This is a genomic window from Bacillus sp. ChL18 (assembly GCF_026241425.1).
GTDB lineage: Bacteria > Bacillota > Bacilli > Bacillales > Bacillaceae > Bacillus > Bacillus velezensis.
On record NZ_JAPHWE010000001.1, the window covers coordinates 1,895,951 to 1,916,312 of the forward strand.

Sequence of the window (20,362 nt, forward strand, 5' to 3'; positions counted from 1 at the left end):
AATATGACCTTATACGAAGAATGTCTAGAAGCTCTTGGAGATAACAAAGAAGTCCTCACTATTTCTGAGACACGTAAATATCATGAGCAACTTGGCGAAAGTTTCCCCTTCACATCATGGGGAAGAATTAAATGGGATGAAGTAACTTATCACAGATCTATTGATTACGCTGAAGATATTGATGAATGGTTAGTTGAGAATAAAATATATAATAAAACTGTTATTCTCCTTTGGGCTTACGGTGATTATCCAGCTGTAAAAACCAGCTTAGACAACGCCTTAAACGTAATTGATGATGTAACTGCTGTAGGTTCAGATACCTTCATGTTCAGCGAATCTGGTTATGTTATTGAATTTTTCCATGATGGAGATGTAACAATAGGAAAAGCAATATGAAAATATTAGCCCTTCTTAGTTAAGAGAATCAATATGAATTTAGAGAAAAAAATGAAAGATATATTAATTAAAAGAAAAAAACTTAATCTTAATGATGACTATGGCATTCAAAAAAGTTGGGATGAAATAATTGAAGTGCTCTCAGAAAACGAAGAAAATATAATCAGCTATCTAGAAAATTGTAATAAAGAAGATTTATATTGGGTCAGTGAGGTATTTGAAGATTTAGCTGAAAGTTTGCAAAGTAAAGAACTTATTGATTATTTAAGAAAATTAGATGAAAAATACCCTGACCTAGAAATGACAAATGATATTGATATAGCAGAAAGTTATATAGAATAAGATACGCACCATTTCCCAGATTTGAAGTTAACATTTCTTGGTGGTGATAAGTAATGATTGAAATTAAAGTTTCTGATCCTGTATTTAGATTTCTCGGTGGACATTTTCACCAAGATATAGAGTCTCCGGAAAATACACTTGATGAATATTTAAATGAAGCATCACAAAAACTAAAAGAAAGAAATTTATTAGCACTAACTGAGTTTGTAAATAGTGATTATTCAGAAGAAGACAAGAATGAATTTATAAAGGAAGCAGCGGATGGTATATACTTTCCTGAAGATGATATAACTCCATTAGAATGGCTTAAGCAAGTCACTGAACAAATTAAAAAACACCTTAAAACAACATAGTTAGAAAAAGAGCCCTCTTATAAGAAGGGCTTCTTTTATTAATTCAATTTCGCTTCAAGCTTGCTTTCGTTTTTGGTCCGTAAATGCCGTCTGGCTTCAAACCATACATGAGCTGAATCGTACTGAATCGTTCAGCCGCATTTACTAATGTAAGTGTATTTGAATAAATTGCAGAAAAACCCTCCTCGTCTTGAGAAGGACTCTGACTTATACTTCTTTTTCTCTAAATCAGTCCGAAGCAAAAAACTGATGCCGCTCAACTTTTCAATCGAAGTGCTTCTCAGGTTCTCCAACTATTTGCCCCTATGCTTTTCTTTTGCTTTTTGTTTTCTGATTAAATATTTTTGTTCCTTTATTTTTTCTCTTTATTTTCTATTCAGTTGTTTTTTCTTTTCTTGTTTCAAGCTCCTGTTTTATCGCTTTTTATGCCTTAGTTGATATCCGATATTTTTCATCTCTTTAGAGGCTTGTCGTTGCAATCTTTTTGGGTTTAATTTCTTAGATTTTGCTTTAACACAAACCTCTTCTTGTCAGTGTGGGAGAGAGTCTGTAAAAAAGGAAAGGGTCTCCGCTTATTTTAACAACACTTCAAGTTTTACTTTGGTTCAAGCGCATAAATTCCATCAGCTTTTAATCCATTCATCAATTGAAATCGAATTACTGCATTCGCTGTCTTCGCTCCATATGCACCATCAATCCCGAAGTTCTTTCGCTTTAATGAAGGGCGACAGCGCCGTTCGAATCTGTTTTACGCTCTCCCCTCGGAATTTAATGGGTTTTCAACTTTAAAAAACCGGAAGACAAGAGGAAGGATGCTTTCTTGCCTTCAGATGAAGAGCCCCCTGAATCACTTCTTTATCATCGACGGCAAAATGATGGCTTGTCGATTCGCTGTTACCCGACATATAACTGATTTCATTGGCGGCCGCATGCGTCATTTCCTGTATTGTGAATGATTTTCGGAGTGCCGCTGTATTTGCCATAAAAAACTAAATATTCCGTTGCTAATCGTTATCACTTTAGCCGTTCAGTGATACGAAATTTCTGTATTTCTCTGAAATGAACAGGTTTCGGCAAAGACCGCCGCCTTAAAGGCGATGTTTATCTCCCTTGCAGTATACAGCGAATGTACTTCAAAATCAGCCCAAAAAGCAGTTCCGTCCCCAATTCGCCCCTCGATGAATGATGACAAAATCAATAAATAAGCATTGTCGGGCTCAAAGGTTCCGGCTCAGCTGTAAAAGTATCAAGCAAGCTCGCTAAAACAGGTGCCGCCAAAGTGGATAACGTCTTGGAAGCCGGTGTAAAAGCGGCTGCAAAACATGTAAAAACAGGGTTTGAAAAAGGAAAAGACTATATCAATTCTGTTTCGAAAAATAAGTACGAACCCGCACTTGCCGGAATAGCACAGGATATTGAAAATACTCATAATGTGAAAAATACTCCTTTGTTGAAAAGTATTATTGAAGATCAGAAAGAGAGTGTGCTCAGTAAGTCTGTGACTTCTGACAATAGCGGTATACATAGTGTTAAACAAGGAGACAGCAGCCCTCTCGCACCTGGCGGCGGATTAGCTGCTCACGAAGCAAAAGGCGGACACCTTATAGAAAGACATGTTGGGAAAACAGATAAAGAATTAATAGAAAGACTGAAAACTGATCCTAACCCACATATTACAGCTTCATCTACTTTTAAAGATAGGGCTACCGCTGAAAGAATTGCTAATTCAGTTTTAAACGATCCAAAAAATATAAAGAAAATCGAAAATTGGATTGATGATCCTAAAAAACCTAAATTAATGTTAAGATACATGGGCGATGGAGAAATAATCGGCAGAAGTGTATCAAGAAATTCAGAACTAGTAGAAAACGTTACAAACGCAAAAATTATACTCAAAAAAGATAATAACGGTAACTTTATTCTTACAGGATATCCAACCAAATAGAAAGAGAGGAAGTATCATGGATGAAAGGTATGATTTCTTAGATGAATTAGAAAATTTTTTAGGTGCAACATTTCATCAAGATATCCAATCCCCTGAACACGCCTTAGACGAATTTATTGAGGAAATTAGTAAAGAAGGTTTGCTATTTACAATAAAGTATTGCGAAGAGTTTCTAAATAGCGATCTAACTAAAGAAGAAAAGGAAGACATTATAAAGTGTAATGCAGAAATATATTTCCCGACAATTGGCTTACTCCCTATAGAATGGTTGAAAAGTGTAATAGAACAACTAAAAGAAGCTATTTAAAAGAAACACTGAAAGGCCCCCATTTTATGAGAGGGCCTTTTTATATTGATACCGAATTTTTTGGCTTTCTTATCCGGATAGAAATGCAATACCGACAGTGCGGTTTGGATCTACTTGACGGCATCACCAGCTGAACTTTTCAACAATTTTGACCCTAAAAAGAGATACGGACAATAAATTTCGAGCCAAAAAATCAAGTTCGCCAACAGTTTGCCAACAACTTGCGAATTTGATAAACCGGCTTTATTAAGAGAAAGTAAAAAACCCTTGCTACGCAAGGGTTCTGGCTATGATTCCGACTGGGCTCGAACCAGCGACCTCTACCCTGTCAAGGTAGCGCTCTCCCAGCTGAGCTACGGAATCATGATATGTATGTGTTGCTGGGTATGTTGTTGTCTCTCTGACATTTATAATTATATATCCTGATTTCTCATTCGTCAACACTTTTTTTATCTAAAATAAAAAAAAGGGCGCGTCGCAAAATTGACGGCGCCCTTTTCGTTTATGATCTCACTTGGGCGGGGGTTATTTTTTTCAATGCCTGTTCGAAGTCCCGTTCTAAATCTTCGGCGTTTTCGACTCCGACGCTCAGGCGCAGAAGGCCGTCTGTGATGCCGCGTTTCTCCCTCTCTGCTTTCGGCATGGCGGCATGCGACATGGCTGCAGGGTATGAGAGAATGGACTCGACGGCGCCGAGGCTGACGGCAAATACCGGAAGCGATACGTTTTCGACCAGCTTTTTGACGGCTTCTTTGCTTTCCAATTCAAAAGACAGGACGGCGCCCGCTCCGCTCGCTTGACGTTTATGGGTATCAGCTCCCGGGTGTCCGGCAAGGCCGGGATAGTAAACGTTTTTGATGGCAGGATGCCTGTTAAAATAGGCAGCCAGCCGCTCAGCCGTCCGGCTCGCTTTTTCCAGTCTGACCTGCAATGTTTTTAAGCCTCTCAATACGAGCCAGCAGTCCTGAACGCCGAGCACCGCTCCAAATGAGTTTTGCAGCTTATACAGCTGATTGCCGAGCTCTTCATCCTTTACGGCAGCAAGGCCTGACAGCACGTCACTGTGGCCGCTTAAAAATTTCGTCGCGCTGTGGAGCACGATATCTACGCCGAGATCAAGCGGACGCTGCAGAGCAGGCGTCATGAAAGTATTGTCAAGGTATGTCAGACAGCCGTGATCCTTTGCCAGTTTGACGACGCCCTTAATATCCGTGATGCCGAGCGTCGGGTTTGACGGTGTTTCCATATAGATGGCTTTCGTATTCGGCCGGATGGCGCGGGCGACAGCTTCTGTGTCCGTCATATCGACAAAGGTATGTTCGATCCCGAAACGGGACAGAACCTCAGTCACCATGCGGAATGTTCCGCCGTACACGTCCTCCGTGACGAGGACATGGTCGCCTTGGGATAAGAGCAGAAATGCCGTCGAAATCGCCGCCATACCGGAGCTGAAAGCAAAACCTCTCGTTCCGCCTTCAAGACCTGCGATCGTTTCTTCAAGCGCTGTTCTTGTCGGTGTGCCTGAGCGGCTGTAGTCATATGTCCCGAATTCTTCAAATGAAGACTGATGGAATGTGGAAGCATGCTGGATCGGGACGCTGACGGCTCCGGTGGCTCCATCTGTTTTAAATGGATTGTGCACGAGCTGGGTTTCCAGCGTCCAATTGTGATTACTCATATGACACGGCCCCCTCTTTTACTTGCTGTAATGCCTGCTTTACATCCCGCTTCAAATCTTCTGCATGTTCAATGCCCACTGAAAATCTCAGCAGACGGTTGCAGACACCGTTTGCGATACGGATGTCTTCCGGAATGTCCATGTGCGTCTGTGTCGCGGGGTATGTAATAAAGCTTTCCACCCCGCCGAGACTTTCTGCGAAACAGATCGTTTTCAGCGCCTTTAAAAACGGATTGACCCATTCCTCTTTTTGCAGCCGGAAAGACAGCATCCCGCCTTTTCCGGGATATAACACGTCGGCGATTTCTTCTTCCTGTTCTAAAAATTCTGCAAGTTCCCGGGCGTTTTCTTCATGACGGCGCATTCTGAGTCCGAGTGTTTTCATCCCTCTCATTAAAAGCCACGAATCAAACGGCGGGAGAACCGCGCCGATCGCATTTTGGTGATTAAACATGATCTCGCCGAGCTCTTCATCCTTAACGACAGCCAGACCGGCAAGGAGATCATTGTGCCCCGCTAAATATTTTGTGGCGCTGTGAATGACGATGTCCGCTCCCAGTTCAAGCGGGCGCTGGAGCACCGGGGTATAAAACGTATTATCCACAATTAAAAGCAGGCCGGCTTCTTTCGTAATCCGGGCGATTTTTTCAATGTCCGCCTCCTGCATTAACGGGTTTGTCGGTGTTTCAACAAATACCGCTTTCGTGTTTTCCGTTATTTTGGAGCGTAAACAGCCTTCATCGCTGAAATCATCGTAAATAAAGCTTAAGCCGTATTTTCTCCATTCGTTTTCAAACAAACGGTACGTGCCTCCGTATAAATCGGAGGATACAATCAATTCATCCCCGCTTTTAAACAACGCCATAATGGTTTGAATGGCTGCCATTCCCGAGCTGAAAGCAAATCCTCTCGCACCGTTTTCCAACACGGCGATGGCGTCTTCGACGAGCTGGCGTGTCGGGTTTTTCGTGCGCACGTAATCAAAACCTGTAGATTCTCCTATTCCTCTATGGCGGTAAGCGGTGGACAGATAAATCGGCGGACTGACCGTTCCCGTTGCTTCTTCGCTTCTATTTCCGATTTGGGCTAATTTTGTATCAACATGCTGCGTCATCAGTAAGCACCATCCTTTTTCAAAAATAAAAAAGCCCCCTCTTCATAAGAAGAAGGAGCTTTTCTCTTCCTCTTATCTTCCAAGCATGTGAATCGCTTGCTGGATTTAGCACCTTGGCACTTTGCCTTCCCGCGGCAAAGCAAACCGGTTGCTGAGGTTTCAAAGGGCCAGTCCCTCCACCTCTCGTGATAAGAATATTGTTTTGTATTTTCTGATTGTTCTATATTAACGCACTATAAAATGAATTTCAATAACTTTTTATTTATCTGAACTCTCGCAAGAAGTGCATCTGAAGAAAGAAATTTCTAATAATTCATGGTACAATAGGAAAAAACCATCAAGACAAGAAGCGGCCTGGAGGAATGCGATGTGGCATCAAAAAACGGAATCATTCACGAGAAAAAACTTTTCTCCCATGAGCTTGAAGAGGAAATGACCGTTTTGGTCTACCTGCCCGCCACCTTCTCCCCCCTGTATAAATATCATACGGTCATCGCTCAGGACGGCCATGATTATTTCAGATTAGGGAGAATCGGGCGGCAGGCGGAAGAGCTTATGTCAAAAGGGGAAATTGACCGCTGCATCATTATCGGCGTCCCTTATAAAAATGTGCAGGAGCGAAGAAACACATACCATCCAGAAGGCTCTAAATTCGCCTCATATAAGCGATTTATCGCAAATGAGCTCGTTCCTTTTATCGACAAAGAATACCCGACTTATCAAGTCGGATACGGCCGCACCATGATCGGGGATTCCCTCGGCGGAACCGTTTCGCTCATGACGGCGATTGACTATCCGAACATGTTTGGAAACGTCATCATGCAGTCTCCGTATGTTGACGGACACGTGCTGGATGCCGTCCGGCAGTCGGAGGATCTCAAACAGATTTCCGTTTATCATCAAATCGGAGAAAAAGAAACCGGCGTTCACACGACGGACGGCCAGGTTCTTGATTTCACCGCGCCGAACGAAGAGCTCAAACAGCTGCTGGAAAGCAAACAGTCTGAATACACGTATGAAACCTTCGACGGGGATCATAAATGGACCTACTGGCAGCCGCTCATCACGCCGGCGCTGAAAAAAATGCTGTAACCATTCATTTAAGGAGGGAACTTTCATGAAATACGGTATTGTTTTATTTCCATCAAAAAAATTACAGGATCTCGCAAATTCGTACCGGAAACGCTACGACCCGAGCTACGCGCTCATTCCTCCGCACCTGACGCTAAGAGATCCGTTTGAAGCGACAGAACAGGAAATCGAGCAGGTCGTATCACAGCTGAGACAGACGGCGAAAGAGTCGCATCCGCTCGTTCTGAAAATCACAAAATACAGCTCGTTTTCTCCTGTGAATAATGTGATATATATGAAAGCAGAGGCGTCGGAGGAATTAAAATCTCTGAGTGAGAAATGCTACTCAGGAGCATTATCCGGCGAGCCGGAATACAGCTTCGTTCCGCATGTCACGGTCGGCCAGAAGCTGTCGTCAGATGAACATTCCGACGTACTCGGACAGCTGAAAATGCTGAACATTTCCCACGAAGAAGTCATCGACCGTTTTCACTTGCTCTATCAGCTGGATAACGGCTCATGGACTGTGTATGAAACATTTTTATTAGGCGGAGGAGAATAACTGCTTGGAATCCATCATCGCAAAAACTGAAAAACAGCTGAACGACGCTTTTTTCGTCAGAAAAGAGGTCTTTGTTAAAGAACAGCACGTTCCGGAAGAAGAAGAGATTGATCAATTCGAAGACACGTCAGAGCATATAGTCATATATGACGGCGGCCAGCCGGTCGGAGCCGGCAGATGGCGCTTGAAAGACGGGCATGGAAAATTAGAGCGCATCTGCGTGATGAAAAGCCATCGTTCTTCAGGCGTCGGAGCCATCATTATGCAGGCGCTTGAAAAAGCGGCGGCAGCCAAGGGTGCCGACAGCTTTATCTTACATGCGCAGACGCAGGCGGTTCCGTTTTACGAAAAACAAGGATACCGCGTCACATCCGGCGAAGAATTTCTCGATGCGGGCATCCCCCATCTGGAAATGATAAAGAAACACAAACGATAAAATCAAAAGCGCTCCTGTTTATAGCAGGAGTGCTTTTTTTATGAAAATAATACTATTTCATGAATTTTATTGAATTTTATGGAAGGTTAATGTATGTTTAGTATACGAAGTATTACAATTCATACAAAAAATACAATTCACACAACGGAGGGATACACATGACAGCACCTAAAGGAAAGCATATATTCGGGACTGTTAAAGTGGGTACAAAAGGACAGATTGTCATTCCTAAAGAAGCAAGAGATGTTTTCGATATAAATCCGGGGGATTCACTGCTTATGCTTGGGGATGACCAGCAAGGTATCGCACTTGTTAAACAAGAACTCTTTTTCGAATTTGCAAAAGATATTTTAAACGCTAAGCAAATCGATGAAGATGGCGAGGATGAGTAAATGCACGCGATTGAGCTGAAGCAATTAACGAAACATTATAAAGAAACCGCCGCCGTTGACCGTCTTGAGTTCTCAGTTGAGAAAGGAGAATTTTTCGCTTTACTCGGTGAGAACGGAGCCGGAAAAACGACATTAATCAGTATGCTTTGCGGACTCCTTTCTCCGGATGACGGTGATGCATCAGTGCTTGGACACAGTATTTTGACTGATTTGGATAAAATAAAACCGAAATTGAATATGTCCCCGCAGGAAACAGCTATCGCGCCTCATCTAACCGTACGGGAAAACTTAGAATTTATAGCCGGAGTCTACGGAATTCCGAAAAAAGAAGCAAAAAAAAGAACAGATGAGATGCTCGAATTGTTTCAATTAAAAGAGAAAGAAAGAGCAAAAACAAAAACATTATCAGGAGGAATGCAGCGCCGCCTCAGCATCGCAATGGGAATGATTACAAAACCGGATATTTATTTCTTAGATGAGCCGACATTAGGGCTGGACGTCCGTTCACGCCGCGAGTTGTGGAAAAATCTTGAGGCATTAAAGGGAGACATGACGATTATTTTAACGACACACTATTTAGAAGAGGCTGAAGCCCTGGCAGATCGTATTTGCATTTTAGAAAATGGGACTTTAAAAGCACTGGGCACGGCGGAGGCTCTGAAAAAGCAAACTCATTCAGCCACATTTGAAGATGCCTTTTTAGCGATTTGTGACGGGGAGGCGGGTCTTTATGCTTGATTTCGCCATTCGCAACCGCAAAGAAATTTTTCGTGACCCCCTGTCTATTATCCTTGGAATCGCACTGCCTGTTATTCTATTGTTTCTGTTTACGGCCATTGAAAAAAATGCGCCGCTTGATACCTTTAAAATTCAGCACTTAGCACCCGGACTCATTGTTTTCGGTTTCGCTTTCCTTACGATGTTCTCTGCATTGCTGATCGCAAAAGACAAACAGACCGCCCTTTTGACCCGTTTGTTTGCTTCCCCTTTAAAAACAGCCGATTATGTCATCGGTTATGCACTGCCGATGCTGCCGTTAGCCATTTTACAAATCGTCATTTGTTTTATCGCAGCAGCGGCTGCCGGTTTATCCGCCGAGTGGATGAATCTTCTCGCAGGTATCGCTGTCTTGCTGCCGATTGCGATGATGTCCGTTTTCTTCGGTTTATGTTTAGGGGCTGTGTTTACGGACAAACAAATTTCAGGTATCGGAACGATTTATATTACACTCGTGCAATTTCTGGGCGGGGCTTGGATGGAGGTGAGCCTGCTCGGTGACACATTCAAACATATCGCTTATGCCTTACCGTTTGTTCACTCGATCGAGCTGGCCCAGGAAGTCATATTCGGAGATTATTCTTCCTTTCATCAGCATATTTGGCCGATAGCGGGATATACCGTTTTGGCACTTGCACTTGCTTTCCTCAGTTTTATGAAAATCAGGAAGAGATAAAAAAAGCCGGCACTCCGTAATGGGAGCGCCGGTCTTCTTTATTACGTTTCTTTCAGAAGGTTTATCGTATGCGGCAGCAGACGGTCATCCCCCGGACTGCCATGGCCCGGAACGACAATGCTGATGTCCTGATATCTTTTCATGACTTTGCTGACGGTGCGCGGCCACTGATCCGGATAAAAGCCTGGAGTAGGCACGATTTCCTTTGTTTCTAAAGCCTTGATTAAACATCCGCCGAATAAGAGCTTATCCTCAGGCAGCCAGACGGTCATATTGTCTTCCGTATGCCCTTTTCCCGGATAATACGTTTCAATTTTCATATCGCCAAACTGCAGCTTTGTCACGTTTTTCAAATCTCCGAGCGGCCGGTCATATCCCTGCTGTCGGGCGAAGTCGGCGGTCAGCTTCGTGCTGTGCACCTTTACACCGTATTTGTACAGGGTGTTCAGACCGCCGATACGATCGTCATGGGCGTGTGTCACAATGGCATCGGTCATCCTTTTGCCGGGAAACCGCTGTTTTATTTGTGTCATTAATTGCTCTGTGAGACTGTCATTCCACGGAGTATCAATCAGTACGATTCCTTTGGAAGTCTCAAGAAGCAATCCGTTCGCAGGGACGGGACTTCCGTCTGCCGTACCGGTGCTTGTATGCATCCAGACATGCGGCGCCAGCTGTGTGAGAGTGACATCTTTTGCTGCGGAGCCCTCCGCCGCGTGTGCCGGTTTCATTCCGGCAGTAAAGAGGCCGAATAGAAATAACCCCGCAATCAATAATGAAAGCCTTCTCAAATTGAATCATTCCTTTCCGCAACTTTCATATATACGACCAAAAAAAACCCGGGTATATCCGGGCTTTTTCACACGTATTGATTTATCAGCCGGCCTTTTCCCATGATTTGCGGCAGACGGGAAAGAGAGCGCTTACGTTTTTCCTCATGTACTTTCTTTTCTGCGGCTGCGGTGTTTTCCTGGCGGCGCTCCACCTCTCTGTACAACCTGTCATTGGCGAGGGCGGCCGCTTTCGTAATGCCGGCGTAATCAGGCTTATAACCCGCTGCCCGGTTTGCGTATTGAGAATACTGCTGGTTTTGAATCCGTCCTGCATAAATCATATGTACCCCTCCCCTTCGCTTTTCATTTCCCTTAATCTTACTTTTTGAAACGCGGTTCTTTTGTTATGATATTCTTTGTCTATCAAATGGATGAACACCTTTTAATGGGAGGACCCCTTTTTGAAATGCGCCCGACTGAATAACCGAACGATACATTTACATACATATTCCAGAGAACATTACCAATTCCTTTTTGAAGAAGCTCAAAAAGGAAATATTTTTTGCGCACATTGTGACCAGCCCGTCTTGATGCGGCTTTCAATTTTAGAGCAGCCGGCATTTTATCACCGGCAAAAGGGAGACTTCACCGCCTGTGAAAAAGCATGCGCGGCCGAGGAACCGCAAGCGGAGAAAGAAAAAGAAGAGTATAAGGAAGCCGGCATGTTCCGCCTGCCGAAAGGAAAAGCGATTTCAGAGAATCCGAAACCGATCGTCTCAGAATGGAAAAGCCCGAAAAAAGTGCCTGCGGCCGAACCGTTTTCACCAACATCCGAGGCGGCTGATACATCTTTGTTCCCCGGCATCGGCCTGAACCGTGAACAGATGAAGGCAGTTACTGAAACGGACGGGCCTTTATTAGTGCTTGCCGGAGCGGGAAGCGGAAAAACAAGGGTGCTGACAGCACGCGCCGCCCATATGATTGAACACCTCGGCATTTCACCCGAGAATATGCTGCTTGTGACCTTTACGACAAAAGCCGTCGCCGAAATGAAAGAGCGGATGGCGAATGAGTACGGTCTGGCAGCCGGAAAAGTCTCCCGTCTCGTGACCGGAACATTCCACAGTTTTTTCTATAAAATACTCTATCATTATGATTCTTCAAAATGGAACGGCAGCCAGCTTTTAAAAATGGAGTGGCAAAAAGAGCAATATGTGAAAAAGGCGCTCTATGAAGAAAATTTGGATGAAAAAGAGTTTCCCGTCGACCAGGCGCTTCAGCTTATCGGCTGCTGGAAAAACACGTATCTCCCCCATGAGACAATTCCGCTTGCGGACGACTGGGAGAAAAAAGTGTACAGGCTCTACGAACATTACGAACGGCAGAAGCGGGAAAAACACCAATTTGATTTTGATGACATGGCCCAAGGCTGTTATGAACTGTTTCAAAGCCGGCCTGATATTCTCGCGCAGTACCAAAACAGATTTTCTCATATTTTGATTGATGAGTTTCAAGATATCAACCCTGTTCAGTACAACATTATGCAAATGATCGCAAGCCCTGAGAATAACCTGTGCTGCGTGGGTGATGACGACCAATCCATTTATGCGTTCCGCGGCAGCAGCCCGTCTTTCATTCTTGATTTTCAAAAGGATTATTCGGCAGCAAAGACCATTTACTTAACGGCAAATTACCGATCGCCGCATCCGATCGTCTCAAGCGCTCATGCTGTCGTAAAGAAAAATAAAAAACGGTATGAAAAAACACTATTTGCCGTCAAAGACGGCGTTCACAATCCCGTGGTGTTTTATCCTTACGATGAAGAAGAAGAAGCGACCATGATCGTTTCGGATATGAAAGAGAAAATTCAAAACGGGGCGAGTCCTGACGATTTTGCCGTGCTTTACCGGACAAACAGCGCCGGACGGGCCATTTATGAAAGACTGCATCAATCATCGATTCCTTATCATGCCGACCGGGGCGTGCAGACGTTCTACAGCCGCAGAATCGTACGCCAGATCCTCGCCTACTTATATGCGAGTCAGAATGAAGATGATCCGGATGCGGTGAAAGACCTGCTGCCCGCCTTATTTTTAAAGCAATCCGCCCTGCAAACGTTAAAGGCGCTGTCAATCACGGAAGATTGCACGATGATTAAGGCCCTGACGAAACTGCCTGACCTGAAGCCTTTTCAAATAGGAAAGATCAAGCAGATCGTTCCGTTTTTCGCAAGCATCCGGACAATGAAGCCGGTTGAAGCCATCACCTTTGCAGAAAGCAAAATGGGTTTTTCCGATTATTTAAAAAAACGGGGCAATGAGGGAAACAAACTGGAAAAAGGCTCTGATGATCTCAGGGATGTCAAAGTGGCCGCCAAAAAATTCAAAACCATTCCCGATTTTCTTGCGCATGTCGATCATATGCGCGCCGCTGAGAATCTGAAAACCGATGAAAACGGCGTCGAACTGCTGACCATTCATCGCTCTAAAGGTCTTGAATTCAATACTGTCTATATTTTAGGCGCGGCTGACGGCTCGATCCCCCATGACTTCGCGCTTGAGACGGCGAGACAGGGCGATCCCGCTCCGCTCGAAGAAGAAAGACGGCTTCTGTATGTCGCAATGACAAGGGCCATGCAGCATTTATATGTATCTTGTCCCGCGTACAGGCGGGGAAAAACAGCGCGCAGCTCAAGATTTCTCGAGCCCCTTCTTCGGACGGACAGACGGAGCGCACTCAGGATATAAAGAACCCGGCAGATCACTGCCGGGTTCTTCTCACATAAAAAGGCCTTTTTAGCAAGGCCGGCTGACGCCTATTTATTGTTCAGCATTTTAGAAATGGTGCCAAAATCAAGTTTCTCTTTACCGCTTGTAATAGATTGAACGATTTTGTCTTCCAATTCTTTCGGAACACGCTTGTTAGCCAGCTGGGACACCTTCTGAATGACGCCTCTCACCGTGTTTTCATCTTTGAAATTGGCATTTTGCAATGATCCTGCAAGGTTCATGACATCCTTCATGCTGACGCCTGTTTTCTTCTCAATATTTTTGAAAAATTGATTATCCATGGTGTGCCTCCTTTTGTGGAGTAATACGATATTGTATGAATAAAGAGCGGAACATGTGCCCGTAAGACAAGGAAAAAATTCCGAGTGCCCCGTCTCTATACTCCTTCATACATCAGGGAAGCACGGGACTGAACGGTCCCGCGCTTATCCAAGGTCTTGCTAAGGTTTAGCCAAAAAAGGATGCACCGACAATGATCAGAAGGATGAACAATACGACAACAAGAACAAATGTTGAGCCGTATCCGCCTCCGACATAGCCGCCTCCGTATCCGCCGTAGCCGCCGCCGAATCCGCCATATCCGAATCCCATATCTAAGCACCTCCTTTACTCTCTATACTCTATGTGAGCCGACTTGTTTGGCTTGGATAAATGCATAGGGCCGGTGCGGATTTCATTCATTTTAGTGAGAATGCTCATTTTTTTTCAGTTTTGCTTCTGTTTCGGCGGCAAACACATCTATCCATTCCTCAAAGCGCGATCCCGCCTCATCAAACTCAGACAGCTGTTTTTCAATAGATAAGATATATTTGTCATGCTCCCGCTGGTTTTGATTGTGCCGGCGGTATTTACCGTTTATGAATGATTCAAATATATTCATAACATCCCCTCCTCCTATGATCTATGCCGAACAGAGGCCGGCGTTCGGCAAAAAACAAAAAAAACCGGAAGTTCCGGTTTTTTAGAAAACGGCTATTTCGGTTTTTTCTTTTGGCCGCAGCCGCAGCCTTTTTTCTTAATTTTTTTTTCGTAAGGCTGATGCACAGTTGATTTGTATGGAGAATGTTGGGAAGGTTTGCTTGATTGATTCATGGTGATCCTTCCTTTCCTTATGTCATATATGCCAGTTTATGCCGAAAGTGACGGTAAGTTGCTGGTGGAACCGCCTTATTCCTGCAGAAGACGAGAAACCGCAGCTTCAATGATCCCGGCCGCGCCGGCGATGGCTAACAGCAAAATCAGCCATTGCGCAGCCTCGGGTACCAAAATCTGCGCCGCAATTAAAAAGGCGGCACACCACACGCCCGTACACCAGTAGCAGCTGAGAAGTTCACCGATAAATGCCCTGATGCCTTTTCCTTTTATGACAATGTAGGTTTCTGTCGTGCCGTCTGGTGCGGTTTCTGTTTTTTCCTCGTGAAAAAGGCTCCGAAGCGGCGCCATAATGGTGTCAAATACGAAAAGCCTGGCCAGCCGGAAAACGGCAAACGATAACAGAATAAATGAAAGCCAATTGATAACCACCTGTTCACTCCTTTTCAAAACTTGACCTCTTTATACATATGCGAAAACCCTGATCTTCATGAATCGCACCTTGTCCGGTAAAAAAATAGGTGCGATTTAGTTGTTTTTCTTATTCCGCTCGGCGTTTCATTTGCATTATATAAAGTATGAATGAGAAAGGAGTGAAGGTTATGTCGTTTGAAGAAAAAGTCGAAACACTGCAACCGCAAATATTCGAACAATTATCCAACGAATTCGAGCAGAAGATCGAAGTGATTGATTGCGAAAATGTCACAATAGATACAACACTTATAACGGCCGCTCTTTCAATACAAGCTTCAGTTACTGCGGCGATTATCCTTGCGACACAGCTCGCGATCGCAGATGAAGACACAGCCGACCAAATGGCAACCGAACTGCTGATCCTCGATGATTGCCAAATCAAAAAGCGAACCCTCATTCAAGTCATTAACAGCCGCAATGTCAAAATCACACTGACAGCAGACGATATCATGGCCTTTGTACAAACTTTGTTTCAATTATTAAATATACTTTTTGCTGAACTAGACATCCTTTAACCTTTCTTTTCAAATATTTAAATAGAGGTGAGAACAAATGGCAGATAACGAAAAATTAAAAAAAGAACTCGAAAGTCTACCAGAAGTGGATCCGCTTTTAAAAGTGCTTGTCAGCAATGTCTTCAAAAAACACGGCGTGACAAAGGATAAAATGCGGGATATCCCTGATGAAGAAAAAGAAATGCTGATCGCATTAGTCAAAGACATGCAGGCGAAATCAGAAGCTTTTCTTGAAAGCCAGAAACAGAAAAAAGAGCAGGAAAAAGCGCAAGAACAGCAGACAAATCCAAAAACCCGCAGAGAACAATTAATCGAACAGCTCCGGCAAAGACGCCAAAATCCCGGTCAATAACTAAAAAATAGTGATTTTTATCAGGATAGATGCCTGAGTCAAAGTAAGGGGCCGGCTCATTTAATATTAGTAAAAGAAAAGGAGGAATAGATATGGAAAGCAGACCATACTCTTGGGTTGCACTTGATCCTGAATGCGAACATCCGCGAGAAGAAAAAGAAGAAAAAGAAGGCAGAAGATGCAGTGTTTGCTGTAACGGAAACGGATTCGGCGAAGATAATGCCTTCATCGACCAGGACCTGGCTCAAGCGAATCTCAACAAACAAGTTTCTGAAGAAGCGATTATTATCAGAGACTCTTGTGATATTAACGTAACGTCAACAGACGTTCAGGCAGTCGCTTCAGTCATGACAGCTCTTAATGCAGCAGTCGTAACAGCCACTCTCACTTCAATCGCTGACGGAGTCATCGCTGAATTGGTCGCACAAGACTTATTGCAGCTAACAGCTAACAAACAAATCAACCGTCAAAAACTGCTCATCGAAAACTCCCGCGGCGTAAACGTGACAACAGTAGATGCCGATATCGCAGTGTTGATCTCAACAGCGACAAATACACTGGTTGCCATCTTAGTCATCACCCTGATCCTCTAAAAAGAAAAAGCAGAGCTAAAAATGCTCTGCTTTTTCTTATTTTCTCCGCATATGATGAATATATAGACGTTCACCCACACCAAGTGAGGCTCGCGTACATATGTTGTTAAAGACAAAAGTCAAATACCCTAAAAGAAGGAGCTGAAATCCATGAGCTGCGGAAAACACCATGGCCGAGATGAAAGTTGTGTATGCGATGCAGTCGAGAAGATTTTAGCAGAACAAGAGGCTGTTGAAGAACAATGCCCGACTGGATGCTATACGAATCTTTTGAGCCCGACGATTGCAGGTAAAGACACCATTCCGTTTCTCGTATTTGATAAAAAAGGCGGATTGTTCTCCACATTCGGGAACGTCGGAGGATTTGCGGATGACAGCCAGTGCTTTGAGTCCATTTTCTTTCGTGTAGAAAGACTATGCGATTGCTGCGCAACGCTTTCAGTATTGCGCCCCGTAGATGTGCACGGCGACACCCTCAGCGTCTGCCATCCTTGTGATCCTGATTTCTTCGGTTTAGAAAAAACAGAATTTTGCATTGAAGTTGATCTGAGCTGCTTCAGCGCCATTCAGTGCCTTTCACCCGAGCTTGTTAACCGGCCTGCGCCGCACAAAGAGAAAAAGCATCACGGATAGTCATTGATTCGCATCTTTCCTAAAGAAGAATCCCCTTCCAACCTTCTATTACAGATGCAATCATCAGCCCGCCCGGACTTCCGGGCGGCTGACTCTCCGCTATCGTTTAAACCGGTACCATTTAAAACGTGAAGTCAGGAGGGATATTATGAGCAAGCATACAACATACTGTGTGCGTGAAGCGGTAGAAAATATTGAAGACCTGCAAAATGCGGTTGAAGAAGATTGCCCGACAGGCTGTTATTCTAAACTTTTATCTCCGGCTTATACATTAGGCGATACAGTGCCGTTCGCCATCTTCACCTCAAAATCGAAACCGTTCACCGCATTCGGAAACGTCGGCGAACTGGATAACGGTCCGTGCTTTAATACCGTTTTTTTCAGAGTTGAAAGGGTCTGTGACGGCTGTGCCACATTAAGCCTGCTTATTGCTTTTGACGAGCATAAGCACATTCTTGATTTTACAGATAAAGACTCTCTCTGCGATGTATTCCGTTTAGAAAAAACGAACTATTGCGTTGAAGTCGATCTCCATAGCTTCTGCGCCATCAATTGCCTGAACCCGAGACTGATCAACCGCACACATTCTTAAATCAAAAAGCATAAAAATAAGCTGCCGGATGAAAGAATTCAGGCAGCTTTTTGTATGGTTAAAATCCAAGCGGATGCAGCGAGGTAATATCGTCTATTGCGAGTTCTGCCGGCGCTCCGTTGCTTGTCGTCCGCAGGAAGATCGCATTATTTTTTCTGCCGACGATTACGCCTCTGTAGGTTTTCCCGTTGGCTTCTATCAGACAAAGGGTCCGCGGCATATTATGCGGCAGCTTCGTTAAGAAATCAATTTTTTCAAGAATGGACATTCTGCTCATCGGCTTTTTCACGCGCTTTGGCGGAACCTTTTCCTCTGGGGCGGCATTGTGAACCGCTTCAGGCTCTTTTTTAGCGGCATCAGGCTCTTTTTTAGCGGCGTCGGGCTTGGCAGTGTCCTGCTCCGCTTGCGCCGGAACTTCTTGAACGGCTTCTTCTGCGCGGCTGTGCTGTTCAGGTACTTGCTTTTCTGGTTCGACAGCCACTGCTCCTTCAGGCTGAGTTTGACATTCTTCCTCCCGCTTTCCATGCATCGGCTCTTCTTCCGGCGGCTGAGACGCTTTCCTTTTTTTGATTAATATGTCCTGCATTGATGATTGCGTGTCTGAATAATCCGCCTGAACAATATACATGAGCGGTTTTTTTTCCGCGTTTCTGTTTTGTTTTGACATCTTCATCCCTCCGATTCTGTCATGTTTTATTTATATGACGGAATGATTAAAATCAGAAGAAAGAAAAAAGCAATCCCTGAAAGGGACTGCTTGTTATTTAACGTGCGGTAATATGGAATCCTGAATCAACGTGAAGATTTTCGCCCGTGATGCCTCTTGACAGGTCACTGAACAAGAATGCAGCCGTGTCGCCCACTTCTTCAGGTGTTGTCGTGCGGCGCAGAGGCGCGCGCTCTTCAATTTCTTTCAGGATGGAGTTGAAATCACTGATTCCTTTTGCAGACAGCGTACGGATCGGTCCTGCTGAAATGCTGTTGACGCGGATGTTTTCTTTTCCTAGGTCAGCGGCTAAATATCTGACGCTCGCATCAAGAGACGCTTTTGCCACGCCCATTACGTTATAGTTTGAAACGACGCGCTCTCCGCCGAGGTAAGTGAGTGTAACGATGCTTCCGCCTTCAGTCATAATCGGACGCGCCGCTTTTGCGACCGCTGTCAGAGAGTAAGAACTGATGTTATGCGCAAGCAGGAATCCTTCGCGGTTCGTATTTAAATATTCGCCGACAAGCTCTTCTTTGTTTGCGAACGCGATGCAGTGCGCAATGCCGTGAATCACGCCGACCTGCTCTTTAATGCTCGCAAAGCAAGTTTCGATCTCAGCGTCATTTGTTACATCACACGGAAGGATGATGGAATCATTTCTTTCTAATGTAGCCGCAAGGTCATGAACTGATTTTTCCAAGCGCTCTCCCGCGTAAGTGAAAATGAGGCGCGCTCCGGCTTCATGCAGCGAACGGGCGATTCCCCATGCGATACTGCGTTTATTGGCAACGCCCATCACAACGATGTTGCGGCCTTCAAGTGAGAAATTCATATGTATAAAGCCTCCTGTAATCGTCTTAAAGACATAGTTTTAGTACCTGATCTTAATTTTTATCATATCATAACCTTGTCCAGATTGAAAGCATGGGAAAAAGACCGCGGATGTTGAAGCGGTCTCTTTTTTATCTCGTCTGCAGACTGTTCCTTTTAAAGGCAAAATGATTGGTCGGGCCGTGTCCCGCTCCGATGCCGAGCGTATGTTCCACGGCTTCCCGCACAAAATTGACGGCTGTCTCAAACGCGGTCTGAATGTTTTTCCCCTTTGCCGTTTCCGCCGTCAGCGCGGCTGCGAACGTGCAGCCTGTTCCGTGGGTGTGTTTCGTGTCAATATAAGCGTGGCTGATTTGGGTAAAAGACGAACCGTCAAATAATAAATCAACGATTCTCCCCTGTTCAGGCTGATGTCCGCCTTTTATGATGACATGCTTTGCACCAAGCTTGCAAAGGCGTTCGGCCGCTTTTTTCCGGTCCTCAAACGTGCGGATTTCCATTCCCGTCAATACCTCAGCTTCCGGAACATTCGGCGTCACCGCATAGCTGCGCGGAATTAACAGCTCTTTTAACGCAGCCTGAGATTCCTCACGCAGCAGGGAAGCGCCTCCTTTGGCAATCATGACGGGGTCGGTGATGACATGATCAAGCCCGTACTGATCCGTTTTTTCCGCAATTTCCGCAATCATTTCCGCGCTCCACAGCATTCCCGTTTTTACAGCGTCAGGCCGCAAATCTTCCGCCACCGCGTCAATCTGGCTGCCCAGCGCTTCCCGGGTGAGCGGATAAATGCCGTGGACGCCCAAAGTGTTCTGGGCGGTTACCGCTGTAATGGCTGACATCCCGAAAACGCCGAGCTCCTGAAAGGTTTTGAGATCCGCCTGTATACCGGCGCCGCCTCCTGAATCTGATCCGGCAATCGTCAATGCTTTGCATATGCTCATGATGTTTTTCGCTCCT

The 20,362-nt window shown here is 44.8% G+C and carries 28 protein-coding genes, 1 tRNA gene, 4 pseudogenes and 1 riboswitch; of the genes and pseudogenes, 17 read left to right on the plus strand and 16 right to left on the minus strand.

Annotated features, from left to right (window positions below):
- The first annotated feature begins 3 nt into the window (after nt 1-3).
- The 3 genes from OQ477_RS09295 to OQ477_RS09305 are packed head-to-tail and all read left to right on the plus strand — an operon-like array spanning nt 4 to nt 1,091.
- Nucleotides 4-396, plus strand: a complete 393-nt coding sequence (locus OQ477_RS09295; protein ID WP_265972174.1) for a hypothetical protein — start codon at nt 4-6, stop codon at nt 394-396.
- A 33-nt stretch (nt 397-429) separates the two neighbouring features.
- Nucleotides 430-738, plus strand: coding sequence for a hypothetical protein (locus tag OQ477_RS09300; RefSeq protein WP_265972175.1), 309 nt, complete (start codon nt 430-432; stop codon nt 736-738).
- A gap of 53 nt (nt 739-791) precedes the next feature.
- Nucleotides 792-1,091 (plus strand): contact-dependent growth inhibition system immunity protein, encoded by a 300-nt coding sequence (locus tag OQ477_RS09305; protein WP_265972176.1) that lies wholly within the window; start codon nt 792-794, stop codon nt 1,089-1,091.
- A 43-nt stretch (nt 1,092-1,134) separates the two neighbouring features.
- Here OQ477_RS09305 and OQ477_RS21040 read toward each other — a convergent pair.
- From OQ477_RS21040 to OQ477_RS09315, 4 genes and pseudogenes are all read right to left on the minus strand, one after another.
- Nucleotides 1,135-1,233, minus strand: a pseudogene (locus OQ477_RS21040) (peptidoglycan-binding domain-containing protein); the annotation flags it as partial.
- A gap of 151 nt (nt 1,234-1,384) precedes the next feature.
- Nucleotides 1,385-1,644, minus strand: a pseudogene (locus tag OQ477_RS21045) (DUF2992 family protein); the annotation flags it as partial.
- 42 nt (nt 1,645-1,686) lie between these two features.
- Entirely contained in the window at nt 1,687-1,788 is a 102-nt protein-coding gene (locus OQ477_RS21050) for a peptidoglycan-binding domain-containing protein (RefSeq protein ID WP_079978564.1), read from the minus strand.
- Between the two features lie 142 nt (nt 1,789-1,930).
- Nucleotides 1,931-2,045, minus strand: a pseudogene (locus OQ477_RS09315) (N-acetylmuramoyl-L-alanine amidase); the annotation flags it as partial.
- 250 nt (nt 2,046-2,295) lie between these two features.
- Between OQ477_RS09315 and OQ477_RS09320 the strand changes: the two are divergent.
- Both OQ477_RS09320 and OQ477_RS09325 read left to right on the plus strand, forming a co-directional pair.
- Nucleotides 2,296-3,036: pseudogene (locus tag OQ477_RS09320) on the plus strand (RNase A-like domain-containing protein); the annotation flags it as partial.
- Between the two features lie 16 nt (nt 3,037-3,052).
- The gene (locus tag OQ477_RS09325) at nt 3,053-3,343 is read left to right on the plus strand and encodes a contact-dependent growth inhibition system immunity protein (RefSeq protein ID WP_265972178.1); all 291 of its coding nucleotides are present in this window, start codon (nt 3,053-3,055) and stop codon (nt 3,341-3,343) included.
- Between the two features lie 290 nt (nt 3,344-3,633).
- Here the strand turns inward: OQ477_RS09325 and OQ477_RS09330 are convergent.
- The 3 genes from OQ477_RS09330 to OQ477_RS09340 all read right to left on the minus strand — a co-directional run bounded on the left by OQ477_RS09330 (nt 3,634) and on the right by OQ477_RS09340 (nt 6,135).
- Nucleotides 3,634-3,706, minus strand: a tRNA-Val gene (locus tag OQ477_RS09330).
- A gap of 139 nt (nt 3,707-3,845) precedes the next feature.
- Entirely contained in the window at nt 3,846-5,021 is a 1,176-nt protein-coding gene (gene metC, locus OQ477_RS09335) for a cystathionine beta-lyase (RefSeq protein ID WP_265972180.1), read from the minus strand.
- Complete coding sequence (locus tag OQ477_RS09340; RefSeq protein ID WP_265972182.1) at nt 5,014-6,135, minus strand: methionine biosynthesis PLP-dependent protein; 1,122 nt, start codon at nt 6,133-6,135, stop codon at nt 5,014-5,016. The genes metC and OQ477_RS09340 overlap by 8 nt, the downstream gene beginning before the upstream one ends.
- Nucleotides 6,136-6,204: 69 nt before the next feature.
- A riboswitch (SAM riboswitch) is annotated at nt 6,205-6,330 on the minus strand.
- Between the two features lie 174 nt (nt 6,331-6,504).
- On the opposite strand from OQ477_RS09340, the gene OQ477_RS09345 reads away from it, so the two are divergent.
- From OQ477_RS09345 to OQ477_RS09370, 6 genes are all read left to right on the plus strand, one after another.
- Nucleotides 6,505-7,227 (plus strand): esterase family protein, encoded by a 723-nt coding sequence (locus tag OQ477_RS09345; RefSeq protein WP_007610692.1) that lies wholly within the window; start codon nt 6,505-6,507, stop codon nt 7,225-7,227.
- 25 nt (nt 7,228-7,252) lie between these two features.
- A complete protein-coding gene (locus tag OQ477_RS09350) occupies nt 7,253-7,768 on the plus strand; it encodes a YjcG family protein (RefSeq protein WP_265972184.1) in 516 nt (171 codons plus the stop codon).
- A gap of 4 nt (nt 7,769-7,772) precedes the next feature.
- Complete coding sequence (locus OQ477_RS09355) at nt 7,773-8,204, plus strand: GNAT family N-acetyltransferase (protein ID WP_265972185.1); 432 nt, start codon at nt 7,773-7,775, stop codon at nt 8,202-8,204.
- 158 nt (nt 8,205-8,362) lie between these two features.
- Complete coding sequence (locus OQ477_RS09360) at nt 8,363-8,596, plus strand: AbrB/MazE/SpoVT family DNA-binding domain-containing protein (protein WP_265972186.1); 234 nt, start codon at nt 8,363-8,365, stop codon at nt 8,594-8,596.
- Nucleotides 8,597-9,334 (plus strand): ABC transporter ATP-binding protein, encoded by a 738-nt coding sequence (locus OQ477_RS09365; protein ID WP_007409079.1) that lies wholly within the window; start codon nt 8,597-8,599, stop codon nt 9,332-9,334. It abuts the gene before it with no gap.
- Nucleotides 9,327-10,049, plus strand: a complete 723-nt coding sequence (locus OQ477_RS09370; protein WP_265972187.1) for an ABC transporter permease — start codon at nt 9,327-9,329, stop codon at nt 10,047-10,049. The genes OQ477_RS09365 and OQ477_RS09370 overlap by 8 nt, the downstream gene beginning before the upstream one ends.
- Nucleotides 10,050-10,090: 41 nt before the next feature.
- On the opposite strand, the gene bla is transcribed toward OQ477_RS09370, so the two are convergent.
- Together bla and OQ477_RS09380 are read right to left on the minus strand one after the other, a co-directional pair.
- Nucleotides 10,091-10,840, minus strand: coding sequence for a subclass B1 metallo-beta-lactamase (gene bla / locus OQ477_RS09375; protein WP_265972189.1), 750 nt, complete (start codon nt 10,838-10,840; stop codon nt 10,091-10,093).
- 68 nt (nt 10,841-10,908) lie between these two features.
- The gene (locus OQ477_RS09380; protein ID WP_032874485.1) at nt 10,909-11,163 is read right to left on the minus strand and encodes a hypothetical protein; all 255 of its coding nucleotides are present in this window, start codon (nt 11,161-11,163) and stop codon (nt 10,909-10,911) included.
- Nucleotides 11,164-11,283: 120 nt separating this feature from the next.
- Here OQ477_RS09380 and OQ477_RS09385 point away from each other — a divergent pair, with 120 nt between their 5' ends.
- Nucleotides 11,284-13,569, plus strand: coding sequence for an ATP-dependent helicase (locus tag OQ477_RS09385; RefSeq protein WP_265972190.1), 2,286 nt, complete (start codon nt 11,284-11,286; stop codon nt 13,567-13,569).
- A 68-nt stretch (nt 13,570-13,637) separates the two neighbouring features.
- Here OQ477_RS09385 and OQ477_RS09390 read toward each other — a convergent pair whose 3' ends face one another.
- From OQ477_RS09390 to OQ477_RS09405, 4 genes are all read right to left on the minus strand, one after another.
- Nucleotides 13,638-13,892, minus strand: a complete 255-nt coding sequence (locus OQ477_RS09390; protein WP_003154986.1) for a stage VI sporulation protein F — start codon at nt 13,890-13,892, stop codon at nt 13,638-13,640.
- A gap of 166 nt (nt 13,893-14,058) precedes the next feature.
- On the minus strand, nt 14,059-14,202 hold the full coding sequence (locus OQ477_RS09395) for a YjcZ family sporulation protein (RefSeq protein WP_044802821.1): 144 nt from the start codon (nt 14,200-14,202) through the stop codon (nt 14,059-14,061).
- 91 nt (nt 14,203-14,293) lie between these two features.
- Complete coding sequence (locus tag OQ477_RS09400) at nt 14,294-14,491, minus strand: hypothetical protein (RefSeq protein ID WP_012117306.1); 198 nt, start codon at nt 14,489-14,491, stop codon at nt 14,294-14,296.
- A 287-nt stretch (nt 14,492-14,778) separates the two neighbouring features.
- The gene (locus OQ477_RS09405; protein ID WP_032875197.1) at nt 14,779-15,135 is read right to left on the minus strand and encodes a DUF1360 domain-containing protein; all 357 of its coding nucleotides are present in this window, start codon (nt 15,133-15,135) and stop codon (nt 14,779-14,781) included.
- A gap of 170 nt (nt 15,136-15,305) precedes the next feature.
- Between OQ477_RS09405 and OQ477_RS09410 the strand changes: the two genes are divergently transcribed.
- From OQ477_RS09410 to cotZ, 5 genes are all read left to right on the plus strand, one after another.
- Nucleotides 15,306-15,692, plus strand: a complete 387-nt coding sequence (locus tag OQ477_RS09410; RefSeq protein ID WP_022553545.1) for a spore coat protein — start codon at nt 15,306-15,308, stop codon at nt 15,690-15,692.
- 37 nt (nt 15,693-15,729) lie between these two features.
- The gene (locus tag OQ477_RS09415; RefSeq protein ID WP_265972193.1) at nt 15,730-16,044 is read left to right on the plus strand and encodes a spore coat protein; all 315 of its coding nucleotides are present in this window, start codon (nt 15,730-15,732) and stop codon (nt 16,042-16,044) included.
- A 92-nt stretch (nt 16,045-16,136) separates the two neighbouring features.
- On the plus strand, nt 16,137-16,637 hold the full coding sequence (cotX, locus tag OQ477_RS09420; RefSeq protein ID WP_014417434.1) for a spore coat protein CotX: 501 nt from the start codon (nt 16,137-16,139) through the stop codon (nt 16,635-16,637).
- A 150-nt stretch (nt 16,638-16,787) separates the two neighbouring features.
- Nucleotides 16,788-17,270: a spore coat protein CotY gene (cotY, locus tag OQ477_RS09425; protein WP_007409090.1), complete on the plus strand. Its 483-nt coding sequence runs from the start codon at nt 16,788-16,790 to the stop codon at nt 17,268-17,270.
- Between the two features lie 148 nt (nt 17,271-17,418).
- The gene (gene cotZ / locus OQ477_RS09430) at nt 17,419-17,862 is read left to right on the plus strand and encodes a spore coat protein CotZ (RefSeq protein WP_015417224.1); all 444 of its coding nucleotides are present in this window, start codon (nt 17,419-17,421) and stop codon (nt 17,860-17,862) included.
- Nucleotides 17,863-17,920: 58 nt separating this feature from the next.
- On the opposite strand, the gene OQ477_RS09435 is transcribed toward cotZ, so the two are convergent.
- The 3 genes from OQ477_RS09435 to thiD form a co-directional block, all read right to left on the minus strand.
- The gene (locus tag OQ477_RS09435; RefSeq protein ID WP_323054503.1) at nt 17,921-18,529 is read right to left on the minus strand and encodes a CotO family spore coat protein; all 609 of its coding nucleotides are present in this window, start codon (nt 18,527-18,529) and stop codon (nt 17,921-17,923) included.
- A gap of 97 nt (nt 18,530-18,626) precedes the next feature.
- On the minus strand, nt 18,627-19,403 hold the full coding sequence (gene fabI, locus OQ477_RS09440) for an enoyl-ACP reductase FabI (protein ID WP_003155001.1): 777 nt from the start codon (nt 19,401-19,403) through the stop codon (nt 18,627-18,629).
- A 130-nt stretch (nt 19,404-19,533) separates the two neighbouring features.
- Nucleotides 19,534-20,346 (minus strand): bifunctional hydroxymethylpyrimidine kinase/phosphomethylpyrimidine kinase, encoded by an 813-nt coding sequence (gene thiD, locus OQ477_RS09445; RefSeq protein WP_007610664.1) that lies wholly within the window; start codon nt 20,344-20,346, stop codon nt 19,534-19,536.
- Nucleotides 20,347-20,362 lie beyond the last annotated feature (16 nt).

Bases quoted from the DNA above. Each gene is read 5' to 3' on its own strand.
- OQ477_RS09295 (WP_265972174.1), top strand. From the start codon at position 4: ATGACCTTATACGAAGAATGTCTAGAAGCTCTTGGAGATAACAAAGAA.
- OQ477_RS09300 (WP_265972175.1), top strand. From the start codon at position 430: ATGAATTTAGAGAAAAAAATGAAAGATATATTAATTAAAAGAAAAAAA.
- OQ477_RS09305 (WP_265972176.1), top strand. From the start codon at position 792: ATGATTGAAATTAAAGTTTCTGATCCTGTATTTAGATTTCTCGGTGGA.
- OQ477_RS09325 (WP_265972178.1), top strand. From the start codon at position 3,053: ATGGATGAAAGGTATGATTTCTTAGATGAATTAGAAAATTTTTTAGGT.
- metC (WP_265972180.1), bottom strand. From the start codon at position 5,021: ATGAGTAATCACAATTGGACGCTGGAAACCCAGCTCGTGCACAATCCA.
- OQ477_RS09340 (WP_265972182.1), bottom strand. From the start codon at position 6,135: ATGACGCAGCATGTTGATACAAAATTAGCCCAAATCGGAAATAGAAGC.
- OQ477_RS09350 (WP_265972184.1), top strand. From the start codon at position 7,253: ATGAAATACGGTATTGTTTTATTTCCATCAAAAAAATTACAGGATCTC.
- OQ477_RS09360 (WP_265972186.1), top strand. From the start codon at position 8,363: ATGACAGCACCTAAAGGAAAGCATATATTCGGGACTGTTAAAGTGGGT.
- OQ477_RS09365 (WP_007409079.1), top strand. From the start codon at position 8,597: ATGCACGCGATTGAGCTGAAGCAATTAACGAAACATTATAAAGAAACC.
- OQ477_RS09370 (WP_265972187.1), top strand. From the start codon at position 9,327: ATGCTTGATTTCGCCATTCGCAACCGCAAAGAAATTTTTCGTGACCCC.
- OQ477_RS09380 (WP_032874485.1), bottom strand. From the start codon at position 11,163: ATGATTTATGCAGGACGGATTCAAAACCAGCAGTATTCTCAATACGCA.
- OQ477_RS09390 (WP_003154986.1), bottom strand. From the start codon at position 13,892: ATGGATAATCAATTTTTCAAAAATATTGAGAAGAAAACAGGCGTCAGC.
- OQ477_RS09395 (WP_044802821.1), bottom strand. From the start codon at position 14,202: ATGGGATTCGGATATGGCGGATTCGGCGGCGGCTACGGCGGATACGGA.
- OQ477_RS09400 (WP_012117306.1), bottom strand. From the start codon at position 14,491: ATGAATATATTTGAATCATTCATAAACGGTAAATACCGCCGGCACAAT.
- OQ477_RS09410 (WP_022553545.1), top strand. From the start codon at position 15,306: ATGTCGTTTGAAGAAAAAGTCGAAACACTGCAACCGCAAATATTCGAA.
- OQ477_RS09415 (WP_265972193.1), top strand. From the start codon at position 15,730: ATGGCAGATAACGAAAAATTAAAAAAAGAACTCGAAAGTCTACCAGAA.
- cotX (WP_014417434.1), top strand. From the start codon at position 16,137: ATGGAAAGCAGACCATACTCTTGGGTTGCACTTGATCCTGAATGCGAA.
- cotY (WP_007409090.1), top strand. From the start codon at position 16,788: ATGAGCTGCGGAAAACACCATGGCCGAGATGAAAGTTGTGTATGCGAT.
- cotZ (WP_015417224.1), top strand. From the start codon at position 17,419: ATGAGCAAGCATACAACATACTGTGTGCGTGAAGCGGTAGAAAATATT.
- OQ477_RS09435 (WP_323054503.1), bottom strand. From the start codon at position 18,529: ATGTCAAAACAAAACAGAAACGCGGAAAAAAAACCGCTCATGTATATT.
- fabI (WP_003155001.1), bottom strand. From the start codon at position 19,403: ATGAATTTCTCACTTGAAGGCCGCAACATCGTTGTGATGGGCGTTGCC.
- thiD (WP_007610664.1), bottom strand. From the start codon at position 20,346: ATGAGCATATGCAAAGCATTGACGATTGCCGGATCAGATTCAGGAGGC.